This window comes from Massilia sp. UYP11 (genome assembly GCF_050434805.1).
Lineage (GTDB): Bacteria > Pseudomonadota > Gammaproteobacteria > Burkholderiales > Burkholderiaceae_D > Telluria.
Window position 1 is genome coordinate 24,535 of the sequence record NZ_JBNDJE010000007.1, and the last position, 10,880, is coordinate 35,414.

Annotated in this window: 9 protein-coding genes; all 9 read left to right on the forward strand. The window is 69.8% G+C overall.

What is annotated here, in order from left to right; translation table 11 throughout:
• Positions 1-199 precede the first annotated feature (199 nt).
• The 9 genes from fcl to ABIB38_RS12520 all read left to right on the forward strand — a co-directional run bounded on the left by fcl (position 200) and on the right by ABIB38_RS12520 (position 10,872).
• Complete coding sequence (gene fcl, locus ABIB38_RS12480; RefSeq protein ID WP_429204262.1) at positions 200-1,252, forward strand: GDP-L-fucose synthase; 1,053 nt, start codon at positions 200-202, stop codon at positions 1,250-1,252.
• 34 nt (positions 1,253-1,286) lie between these two features.
• The gene (locus tag ABIB38_RS12485; protein ID WP_429204264.1) at positions 1,287-2,396 is read left to right on the forward strand and encodes an EpsD family peptidyl-prolyl cis-trans isomerase; all 1,110 of its coding nucleotides are present in this window, start codon (positions 1,287-1,289) and stop codon (positions 2,394-2,396) included.
• Between the two features lie 141 nt (positions 2,397-2,537).
• Positions 2,538-3,326 carry a polysaccharide export protein EpsE gene (gene epsE / locus ABIB38_RS12490; protein WP_429204266.1) on the forward strand — a complete coding sequence of 263 codons (789 nt, stop codon included), beginning with the start codon at positions 2,538-2,540 and terminating at the stop codon, positions 3,324-3,326.
• A 283-nt stretch (positions 3,327-3,609) separates the two neighbouring features.
• Positions 3,610-5,019, forward strand: a complete 1,410-nt coding sequence (gene epsF, locus ABIB38_RS12495) for a chain length determinant protein EpsF (RefSeq protein ID WP_429204267.1) — start codon at positions 3,610-3,612, stop codon at positions 5,017-5,019.
• A gap of 64 nt (positions 5,020-5,083) precedes the next feature.
• Entirely contained in the window at positions 5,084-5,953 is an 870-nt protein-coding gene (gene epsG / locus ABIB38_RS12500; protein ID WP_429204268.1) for a chain length determinant protein tyrosine kinase EpsG, read from the forward strand.
• Position 5,954: 1 nt separating this feature from the next.
• Positions 5,955-6,989 carry an exosortase B gene (gene xrtB / locus ABIB38_RS12505; protein WP_429204270.1) on the forward strand — a complete coding sequence of 345 codons (1,035 nt, stop codon included), beginning with the start codon at positions 5,955-5,957 and terminating at the stop codon, positions 6,987-6,989.
• On the forward strand, positions 6,986-7,753 hold the full coding sequence (gene epsI, locus ABIB38_RS12510) for an exosortase-associated protein EpsI, B-type (RefSeq protein ID WP_429204271.1): 768 nt from the start codon (positions 6,986-6,988) through the stop codon (positions 7,751-7,753). Before xrtB ends, epsI begins: the two co-directional genes overlap by 4 nt.
• Before the next feature lie 18 nt (positions 7,754-7,771).
• Positions 7,772-9,352, forward strand: a complete 1,581-nt coding sequence (locus ABIB38_RS12515) for an O-antigen ligase family protein (protein WP_429204272.1) — start codon at positions 7,772-7,774, stop codon at positions 9,350-9,352.
• Positions 9,238-10,872: a lipopolysaccharide biosynthesis protein gene (locus tag ABIB38_RS12520; RefSeq protein WP_429204273.1), complete on the forward strand. Its 1,635-nt coding sequence runs from the start codon at positions 9,238-9,240 to the stop codon at positions 10,870-10,872. The genes ABIB38_RS12515 and ABIB38_RS12520 overlap by 115 nt, the downstream gene beginning before the upstream one ends.
• Positions 10,873-10,880 lie beyond the last annotated feature (8 nt).

Sequence of the window (10,880 nt, forward strand, 5' to 3'; positions counted from 1 at the left end):
ACGGCGCTTTCGAGCCAATTAATTTTGGCCTGGAAACGGATGAGCGCCAATCGACGAGCTCTTTGATCTGGACGACTGCCGACGAGCTTGCGCAGCCATCCGGGCTGGGTAGAATCGTTAATCAGAATGCAAGAACAATGGCCGATGTCGCCGCTGCGATCGGGGCGGCGAGGCATCGACATTGATCACGGGAGGCCATGTGCACGACAAGCCACGCATCTACGTTGCCGGTCACCGCGGCCTCGTCGGCTCGGCCATCGTGCGTGCGCTGCGCGCCGCCGGCAAGTCCGAGATCGTCACCCGCAGCCACGCCGAACTCGAGCTGACCGATCAGGCGCGGGTACGCGAATTCTTCCACAGCGAAGGCATCGACCAGGTCTACCTGGCCGCGGCCAGGGTCGGCGGCATCCACGCCAATAACACCTATCCGGCCGAGTTCATCTACGACAACCTGATGGTGCAGGCAAATGTCGTGCACGAGGCCTGGCGCGCGGGCGTGCGCAAGCTGCTGTTCCTGGGGTCGTCCTGCATCTATCCGCGCATGGCGGCGCAGCCGATCCGCGAGGAATACCTGATGAACGGCATGCTCGAGCCGACCAACGAACCGTACGCCATGGCCAAGATCGCCGGCATCAAGCTGTGCGAGAGCTACAACCGCCAGTACGGCACCGACTATCGCAGCGTGATGCCCACCAATCTGTACGGTCCCGGCGACAATTACCACCCCGAGAACAGCCACGTCATTCCCGCCCTGCTGCGCCGCTTCCATGAGGCCAGGATGAGCGCCGCCCCCGAGGTCGTGATCTGGGGCAGCGGCAAGCCGATGCGCGAATTCCTCTACGTCGACGACATGGCGAGCGCCAGCATCCATGTGATGGAGCTGGCGCCCGAGGCGTATGCGGCCGCTACCGATCCCATGCATTCGCACATCAATGTCGGCACCGGCCACGACGTGACCATCGCCGAGCTGGCGCGCCTGGTGGGCCAGACCGTGGGCTACCGGGGCGCCATCGTCTTCGACGCCAGCAAGCCCGACGGCACGCCGCGCAAGTTGCTCGACGTCTCCAAGCTGGCGGCGCTGGGCTGGCGCGCCAGTACGCCGCTGGCCGAGGGCCTGCAGCGCGCCTATCTCGGGTATCTCGATCACCTCGCCGGCGGCGCCGGTATCGACGCACGATGTGAACTGCACAACAGAGCAGATGGCGCAAGCGGTCCAGAATGGCAGATTTCCCCCCGGACGGCGCATGCCTGAGGGGCAATCCTGTCCAACCACGCCGGAGAACACCATGCAGAGCCCGTACCAGAACGCCACCGACTTGCCGCTTTCCTCCGCACCGAGGCTCACCCCGCTGCGGGCCGCGTGCGCGGCCCTGGTCCTGGCCGGCGTTGCGCTGGCGGGCTGCAACCGGGACCAGCCGGCGACCGAGGCCAGGCCCGGCCAGGCGCTGGCCAGCGTGAATGGCGAAGAGATCACGCTACTGCAGCTCAATGAAGAAATGCAGCTTGCCGGCGTCCCGGCCGCCCAGCAGCAAACCGCCAGCAAGCAGTTGCTGCAAGCCCTGATCGACCGCGAACTGCTCGAAAGCGTCGCGACCAAGGAAAAGATCGACCGCGATCCCAAGGTGATGCAGGCGATCGAGCGCGCGCGCTCCCTGATCCTCGCCCAGGCCTATATGCAGAAACGGGTGGGCGACGCCGGGCGGCCCACCGAGGCCGAGATCGAGGACTACTTCAACAAGCATCCCCAGTTCTTTGCCAATCGCCGCCAGTTGGCGATGAACCAGCTCGTGATGCCGGCGTCCGCCGTGACGCCCGCGCTGCGCGCCGTCGCCGACAAGGCCCGGTCGCTCGAGGAAGTGGCGGCCTATCTCGACACCAGGCAGGTCGCCTACGGCCGCGCCCAGGTCACCCGCAGCACCGCCGACCTCAAGCCCGAGCTGGCCGCGAAGCTGCTGTCGATGCCGAAGGGCCAGCTGTTCCTGGTGCAGGAAGGGCAGCGCGCGCTCCTGACCGCGGTCGACGAAGTGCGCGACGCGCCGGTGTCGCTGGCGATCGCCGCGCCGCAGATCGCGCAATACCTCGCCAACCGCAAGAACAAGGAACTGGCCGAGGCCGAGATCCAGCGCCTGCGCGCCACCGCGAAGATCGACTACCTGAACAAGGACCTGGCGCCCGACGCCGCCGCGCCCGGTGCGCTGCCGGCCGCGGCGCCGGCCGCGCTGGCGGGGCTGCCGGGCGCGGCGCCGGATACCGGACCGGGAGCGGAGCCGGCCGTGGGTGACGGCAACGGCGACAGCGACATCGGGCCGACGTCCGGCGCCGTGGACGAGAACGCGCGCGCCGACAAGGCGGCGCTCGATCGCGGCGTGGCCGGCCTCGGGAACCTGTCCCGCTAGGTAGGGGGAAGCGCATGGCGACATGCGCGTAGGCGACATGCGCGTAGGCGACATGCGCGCCTGGAGCGACTCCCACCTGCCGGGATCGGTTTCAAGCAGGGCTTTCGAAAGATTTCCCAACGACGTGCCTGGAGACTGACGATGAAACGCTGGATCAAGTGGATAACGGGGGTTGCCTTCATGCTGGGCATGAGCGTGGCCGGTGCGACCGAGGTACTCCTGGGCGCCGGCGACGTGGTCAGGCTGTCCGTGTATGGCAGTCCCGACCTGTCGATCGAGACCCGCGTCAGCGAGAGCGGCCACATCACGTTCCCGCTGCTGGGCCAGGTGGCTGTCGGCGGCCTGTCGGTGGCCGCCGCCGAAAAGAAGATCGCCGGCCAGCTCGAGAAGGGCGGCTACATCAAGCGGGCCCAGGTGAACATGCTGGTGACCACGCTGGCCAGCCAGCAGGTGTCGGTGTTGGGCCAGGTGAACCGGCCGGGCCGTTATCCGGTCGAAGGCAGGCGCAAGGTGCTCGACATGCTGGCGCTGGCCGGCGGCATCCACGGCGATGGCGGCGACATGATCAGCCTGGTGCGCACGCGCGACGGCAAGACGACGCGCGAGACCATCGACGTGGTCGACATGGTGCGCAAGGGCGAGCTCGACAAGGACTACGAGGTCGCCGGCGGCGACATCATCTTCGTGGAACGGGCGCCGCGCGCCTACGTTACCGGCGAAGTCAGCCGTCCGGGCCCGTTCCGCCTGGAGCGTGGCATGACGGTCCAGCAGGCGATCTCGGCTGGTGGCGGCCTGAGCCCGCGCGGCAGCGACAACGGCATCAAGGTTACGCGCCGCGACGCCAGCGGCAAACCGGTCACGCTGGACGTCGAGGCCAGCGATACGGTCCAGATCGATGACGTGATCGTGGTGCGCGAAAGCTGGTTTTAGGATGGACGGCGCGTGATTCGGTCCACTGGAGCGCATCGCTCCACGCGGTGATGGTTGGCCCCATGGGTTGGCCCCATGATCATCCGGCGCGTCACCGGCGCCGCATGCCGGGGTGGACGGCCTGTGATTCGGTCCTGGACCGAATCGCCTCATGCGGTGATGGCTGGCAGCTCGATCATCCGGCGCGAAAGCGCAGCCGTGACGATCGACGGTGGACGGCAAAGCCGTCCACCCTACGGGATGCTGGCGGGATGTGATTCCGGACCCCATGCAGAGGTGAGACATGAGCGTGTATCAATTTCTGTTGATCTTGCTAGCTCGTAAGAAAATCATCCTGGGTACGCTCCTGTGCACGGTGCTGCTTGCCCTCGGCTGGAGCATGGTGCAGCAAAAAACCTATGCAGCCACGGCATCGGTGTTGCTCAACTACAAGGGCGTCGATCCGCTCACCGGCCTGACGATGCCAGGGCAATTGATGCCAGGGTATATGGCGACCCAGATGGACATCATCGGCAGCAAGAACGTGGCGCTGCGCGTCGTCGACACGCTGCGGCTGGCGTCCAGCCCGGCAGCCCTCCGGCAATTCCAGGAAGCCAGCGAGGGCAGGGGGACGGTGCGCGACTGGCTGGCCGACCTGCTGCTCCAGAAGCTCGAGATCATGCCGTCGCGCGAGTCGAGCGTGGTCGAGATCAGCTTCAGCGGCGCCGACCCCGTGTTCGCGGCCGCGGTCGCGAACGCTTTCGCCGAGGAGTACCGGCGGGTCGGCGTGCAGCTCAAGACCGAGCCGGCCAAGAACGCCTCGCTGTACTTCAACGAGCAGACCAGGCAGTTGCGCGACAACCTCGAGGCGGCCCAGGCGCGCCTGTCGAAGTACCAGCAAGAAAAAGGCATCGTCAGCCTCGACAACAACCGGGTCGATGTCGAGCTGTCGCGCCTGAATGACCTGGCAGCCCAGCTGGTCGTGGCCCAGGCCGCGGCCATGGAAGCGGGCTCGCGTGAAAGGGCCGCCGGCGCCGCCGTCGATTCGCCCGACGTCGCCGACAATGCCCTGATCCAGAACCTGCGCATGAACCTGGCCAGCGCCGAGGCCAAGCTGGCCGAGGCCGGCGCACGCTTCGGGCGCAACCACCCGCAATACCAGGCCGCGGCCGCCGAAGCCGGCAAGCTGCGCGCCGAGCTCGGTAGCGCGCTGGGCAGCGTCACCCGCAGCGTCGGCGCCAATGCCGAAGTCTACCGCCAGCGCGAAGCCCAGCTGCGCAGCGAGCTGGCGGCGCAGAAGGCGCGCGTGCTGGAGCTGAACCGCACCCGCGACGAGCTCGGTCCCTTGCTGAAAGACCTCGAAGGCGCGCAGCGCGCCTTCGATTCGGCCAGCCAGCGCCATGCACAGACGCGGATCGAGGCCCAGTCCGAGCAATCCGATGTCTCGGTGCTCAACCCGGCCGTGCCACCGACGACGCCGAGCGGTCCGCGCATCCTGCTCAATACGCTGGCTGGCATCGTGCTCGGCGCCGTGCTCGGCGTCGGCGTGGCGCTGCTGCTGGAATTGCTGGCGCGCCCGGTGCGTTCCAGCAACGACCTGCACGACCTGCTGGGCATTCCGGTCCTGGGCGCCATCGCCTGGCAACCGCCGCCGGCGCGGGCCGGCCCCATTCGCAGGCTGATGGCGCCGGTGCGCCAGCCGCGCCTGAACTGAGCTGAACTGAGCTGAACTGAACTGAACTGAACTGAGCTGAGCTGAACCGAGCCGAGGACGCGCCATGAACTCATCCGTGCTATCCGCCCTGCACAGCGGCCCCGGCCGCGACGCCAGCATGGGAACGCTGCTGGTCGATGCGGGCAAACTCAGCGTCGATGACGCCGAGCGCGTGCTGCGTGTCCACGAAGACCTGGGCATCCGCTTCGGTGAAGCGGCGCTGCGCCTCGGCCTGGTGAGCGAGGACGACATCCAGCAGGCGCTGGCCCGCCAGTTCGCCTATCCCTATGTGCAGAAAGGGCAGGCCGGGCTGTCGCCCAGGCTGGTCGCCGCGTATGAGCCGTTCGCGGCCCAGGCCGAGGCCTTGCGCGCGATCCGCAGCCAGCTGATCCTGCGCTGGTTCGCGCGCGGGCGGCGCGCGCTGGCGATCGCCAGCGCCGATCCGGACGACGGCGCCAGCCTGTTCGCGGCCAATCTGGCGCTCGTGTTTTCCCAGCTCGGCGAGCAGACCCTGCTGGTGGACGCCAACCTGCGCGCGCCGCGCCAGCATGAGCTGTTCGGGCTCAGGCCGCGCCAGGGCCTGTCCGACCTGCTGGCGGGGCGGGCCGACCTGGACGCCATACTGCGCGTGCCGTCCTTCGCCGACCTGTCGCTGTTGCCGGCCGGGACCTTGCCGCCGAATCCGCAAGAACTGCTGGCGCGGCCCGGCTTTCGCAGCCTGTCGGCGCAGCTGGAAAGCCGCCACGACGTCGTGCTGGTCGATTTGCCGCCCTTGAGCGCCGGCGCCGACGCCCTGGCGGTGGCGGGCCGCGCCGGCGGCGTGCTGCTGGTGGCCCGCAAGCACCGCACCCGCATCGCCGACGTGGCGCGCATGGCCGAGCAGATGGCCGAGGCCGGCGCCGAAGTGGTCGGCTCGGTGGTGATGGAGTTCTAGCATGGCGACCGGGCGCGAGATGGACCCGCGGCACGGTCCGCAATCCGGCCCGCATGCCGGCTCCGGCTCTGGTCCCGGCCCGGCCGTCGGCCTGCGCCAGGCCCTGCCCGAATGGTGGCCGGTCATGCTGGGCCTGGCCCTGCTGTTCGGCCCGACCTTCCACGACCTGTTCACCGGCGCCTGGATCGGCGAAGAGCAGGGCCACGGGCCGATCATCTTCTTCCTGTCGCTGTGGCTCATCTGGCGCAAGTGGCCCGAGGTGAGGCAGGCCACCGCACCGGCGCGGCCGCACCCGTCCGGCTGGGCGGTGCTGGCTTTCGGCCTGGGCATCCACCTGCTGGGCCGGTCGCAACAGATTCTGATGTTCGAGGTGGCCTCGATCGTGGCGGTGCTGGCGGCAACCGTCCTGCTCAAGCTGGGCGCGCGGGCCCTGCGCGTGCTGTGTTTTCCGTTCTTCTTCATGCTGTTCATGGTGCCCCTGCCGAGCGAGCTGGTGGCGGCGGTGACGATGCCGATGAAGATGGCCGTCTCCTGGGCCACCGAACACCTGCTGTTCGCGGCCGGCTATCCGATCTCGCGCTCCGGCGTGGTGCTGCAGATCGGCCAGTACCAGCTGCTGGTGGCCGATGCCTGCGCCGGCCTGCAGACCCTGCTGACGCTCGAGGCGCTGGGCCTGTTCTACCTGAACCTGATGCGCCACCCTTCCGCCTTTCGCAATGTGGCGCTGGCGATCCTGATCGTGCCGGTCTCGTTCACGGCGAATGTGATCCGCGTGATCGCGCTGACCCTGATCACCTATTATTTCGGCGACGCGGCCGGGCAGGGCTTCCTGCACGACTTTGCCGGCATGGTGCTGTTCGTGACGGCGCTCCTGATGATCCTGGCGCTCGACTCGGCCCTGCAATGGTCGATCAAGTCCCGGGAGGGGCGGCGTCATCCCGGCGACCTCCGGCCGCACTCGCCGCACTCGCCGCACGCGCCATACTCGCCGCACTCGCCGAACCCACCCGGTCCAATCCGCGGGGGCGTCCGATGAAGCCGGCGCGCCGCCGCCTGGCCGTCAGCATCGTGCTGGGCCTGGCCATGGCCGCCACCTCGGCGCTGACCGGGGCCTTGATGCCGACGCCGCGCGCGCCGCTGCCGCACGAGCGCTTCAGCCTGGAGCAGATGATTCCGCAACGCTTCGGCGCCTGGACGGTCGACCCGGGCGTCGTGCCCCTGCAGCCCAATCCGGAGCAGCAGGGCGTGCTCGCGAAGATCTACGACCAGACCCTGTCGCGCACGTATATCGACCCGCGCGGCCAGCGGGTGATGCTGTCGATCGCCTATGGCGGCGACCAGAGCAAGGCATTGCAGCTGCACCTGCCCGAGGTCTGCTACGTGGCCCAGGGCTTCGAGCTGGTCGAGGACAGCGAAGACCTGCTGCCCACCCGCCATGGCCGCTTGCCGGTCAAGCGCCTGGTGGCGCGCCTGAGCGAGCGTAACGAGCCGATCACCTACTGGATCACCATCGGCGACAAGGCGACCAAGGCCGGCATCCAGCAAAAACTGCGCCGCCTCGCCTATGGCCTGTCGGGCGAGATCCCGGACGGCATGCTGGTGCGGGTATCGACCATCGGGTCCGACCGGCACGCCGCCTGGCGGGTGCAGGACCGCTTCGTGGCCGACCTGCTCGCGGTGCTGGCGCCGGCCGACCGCGCCCGCCTGATCGGCGCCGACAGCGCGTCCGCCGTGGCGGGCGCGGCCCGCGCTGCCGACGCCGACGTCTCAGCCCGCGCCGCCGGCAGCGCACCCCACTGACACGGCGACGGCGCGGCGATGAACGACATCCTGCCCTATCTCTATTATTCGCTGCCGTGGCTGTTCGTCGCCGGCCTGTCGGTCGCGGCCGTGCTGGGCATCGGCGTCGGGATGGTATGGCCGCGCTTCCTAGTCTATCCCTATCTGCTGGTCTTTTTTTGGGTCAACTCCACCAGCTATGGCAACCTGGCCGTGTTTGCGTCGCGCAGCATCTACAGCCGCGGCTCGGGCATGCTGTTCTTCGGCGTGGTGCTGTGGTACGTGCTCGGCGCCTGGCTCTGCGCCCGCATCTCCGCCAGTTTCATGGACACCTACGCGAACCACCTCGCGACCGGCCCGCGGCGCGCGGGCGCGCCGGCCTGCAATCTGCGGCCCTGGTTCCTGGCCTGGGCCGCCCTGCTGGCCGCCCACGTCGGCGTCGGGCTGGCCACCGGGGTGCCGCTGGCCGCGTCGCTGGCGCCGTCGGGGTTTTCGAATATCGTCTGGATGGCGCCGCTCGTTTCGCTGATGCTGCTGGCCTTTCGCACCCGTGAGCAGGCGCGCGAACTGGCGCGCTTCATCATGCTGGCCGGTCTCGCGCGCGCGCTGTTCGGCCTCGGCCGCTGGGCGGTATCGGGGGGCGATCCGAACAACGTGTATGCCAACATGAATGCGATCCCGATCCGCCTGACCTTTTTCGACATCAACGACAGCCTGCTATGCGTCCTGGCGTTCGCGATCGCCGCCGTCGCGCTGTTCCAGGCGCCGGCGGGCGCGGCGGGTACGGCGATGCCGGCGCAGGGCCGGGCGTGGCGCGCGCTGGCGTGGGCCACCCTGGTCGCGACCACGCTGTGCGTGGTGCTGTCCTATCGCCGCACCGCCTGGGTCGGCTTCCTGCTGGCGTACGCGGTCGTGCTGCTGCGCTTTCCGCCCGCGCGCCGCCTGCAGCTGGGCCTGGCCGCCGTGCCGCTGGCCGGCGCGGCCATGGCCTTCGTGGCGGGGCGGCGCCTGGGGCAGACGCGCGCGGCCGGCGCGGGGGGAGGCGCGGTGGAAGGCGCGGTGGAAGGCGCGGTGGAAGGCGGAGGCGGCGCGCTCGGCGGCCTGTTGCACGACATGCAGTCGCGCCGCTTCGGTCCCGAAAGCGAGCGGGTGCTGGAGCTCAAGCTGGGCTTCGCCGATTTCCTGGCGCACCCGCTGGCCGGCATCGGCGCCTGGGGCCGCTATCACGGCTACCAGGCCATCTCGTGGCAGGGCAACCCGGACGGGGGCCTGTTCCTGCACAGCGGGGTGCTGCACATCGCGCTCAAGAGCGGCCTGGTGGGCATGGTGCTGCTGGCCGGCACCATCGCCGCCTTCATCGTGGGTGCGCGGCGCGCGCTGCGCAGCCTGCCGCCCGAGCTGCTGGGGCTGGGCGCGGCCGGTGCGGCGGGACTGGCGTTCATGATTCCCGACCTGCTGATCGGCACGCCGTTCCCGCAGGTGCGCACCACCCAGATGCTGGCGCTATGCCTGAGCCTGCCTTACCTGGCGCTGGCGGCCGCGCAGGCAGCGCCGTCGCGGCCGGCCTGGCGGCCGGCGCCGCGGCGCGCATCGGGCCGGCAACCGGCGCCAAGCGCATGAAGCTGCGCCTGGCCCGCAACGCCTGGTCCAACCTGCTCGGGGCGGCGGTCCCCGCGCTGGTGATGCTGGCCACGGTGCCGCTGGTGGTGCGTGGCCTGGGCGAGGCCGGCTATGGCGTCTATTCGCTGGTGACGGCCATCGTCGGCTACTTCGCGGTGATGGACATCAACCTCACGGCCGGCTCGGTCAAGTACATCGCCCAGCACCGGGCCAACGGCGACGCGCGCCAGGTCGCCGAGACCCTGTCCTTTGGCCTGGCCACCTACGCCGCCATTGGCCTCGTCGGCGCGCTGGGCATCTATCTGTGCGCAGCCTGGCTGGTCGATGCCGTGTTCGCCGTGCCGGCGGCCCTGCGCCCCGAGGCGGGCGCGACCCTGCAACTGGCCGCGCTCGCTTTCCTGTGCGGCCAGCTGCAGAGTTACCTGAACAGCGTGCCGCAGTCGCTCATGCGCTACGATATCTCGGGCCGGCTCGAGATGGCGTTCGGCGCGCTGGTGCCGCTGGCCACGGTCGGCGTGCTGGCCCTGGGCTTCGGCCTGTTCGAGGTGATCCTGCTGCGCGTGGTCGCCAGCAGCCTGCACGCCCTGCTGCTGTGGCGGGCGATCCGGCGCCTGCTGCCGCACTGGCGCTGGCGCTGGCCGGCCGCAGGCGTACGCGCGGCCCTGCTGCGCTTCTCGGGCTGGACTTTCCTGTCGCGCTTTGCCGCACTGTCGTACGCCCACGCCGACAAGCTGGTGATCGGGGCCCTGGTCGGCGTCGCGGGCCTGGCGTATTTCACGGTTGCCGCCACCCTGGCCAACCGCGTGCTGGGGCTGAGCTTTCGCCTGTCGGCGGTGGCCTTTCCGGCCGCCAGCGCGCTCGCGGCCAGGGGCGAGCTGGCGCGCCTGGACGCGGTCTACCTGAAGGCGACGCGCTACGTGGTCTACCTGAACGCGGCGATCCTGCTGCTGCTGGCGGTGTTCGCCTATCCGATCCTGCTGTACTGGATGGACGCCGCCTTCGCGCGCCACGGCGCCGCCATCCTGGCGCTGATGGCCCTGGCGCAATTCGTCGATTCCCTGACCAGCCTGCCGTCGCTGGTCAACGACGGCATGGGCCACCCGCGCGTCTCGGGCCTGTTCGCCGTGGTGCGGGCGCTGGCCGGGCTGGGCGCCGTGTATGCCGGCGTGGCCGCCTGGGGCATCGTCGGCGCCGCCTGGGGCCACCTGGCCGCCTCGCTGCTGTGCGCCACGGCGTTCCTGGCCTACGTCCATGGCCGCACGGTCCCGACCCCGCTGCGCCGCCTGCTGGTCCATGGCTATGCGCCGGGGCTGGCCGGGATCGCCCTGGTCGCCGTCGCCGCCGGCGCGGCCGAGACCCTGCTGGACGACAGCCTGCGCGCCTTCCTCGCGATCCTGGCCGCGACCGTGCTCCTGCTGGCCCTGCATGGGACGCTGTTCGTGCTCGAGCGCGGCGACCGCGACCTGGCCTGGGCCCGCCTCAAGACGCGCCGCCAGCCGGTGCGCGCCCGGGCCGGCTGAGGGCCGCC

Bases quoted from the DNA above. Each gene is read 5' to 3' on its own strand.
- epsI (WP_429204271.1), top strand. From the start codon at position 6,986: ATGAAGCCGGCGCGCCGCCGCCTGGCCGTCAGCATCGTGCTGGGCCTG.
- epsG (WP_429204268.1), top strand. From the start codon at position 5,084: ATGAACTCATCCGTGCTATCCGCCCTGCACAGCGGCCCCGGCCGCGAC.
- ABIB38_RS12515 (WP_429204272.1), top strand. From the start codon at position 7,772: ATGAACGACATCCTGCCCTATCTCTATTATTCGCTGCCGTGGCTGTTC.
- epsF (WP_429204267.1), top strand. From the start codon at position 3,610: ATGAGCGTGTATCAATTTCTGTTGATCTTGCTAGCTCGTAAGAAAATC.
- ABIB38_RS12485 (WP_429204264.1), top strand. From the start codon at position 1,287: ATGCAGAGCCCGTACCAGAACGCCACCGACTTGCCGCTTTCCTCCGCA.
- xrtB (WP_429204270.1), top strand. From the start codon at position 5,955: ATGGCGACCGGGCGCGAGATGGACCCGCGGCACGGTCCGCAATCCGGC.
- epsE (WP_429204266.1), top strand. From the start codon at position 2,538: ATGAAACGCTGGATCAAGTGGATAACGGGGGTTGCCTTCATGCTGGGC.
- ABIB38_RS12520 (WP_429204273.1), top strand. From the start codon at position 9,238: ATGCCTGAGCCTGCCTTACCTGGCGCTGGCGGCCGCGCAGGCAGCGCC.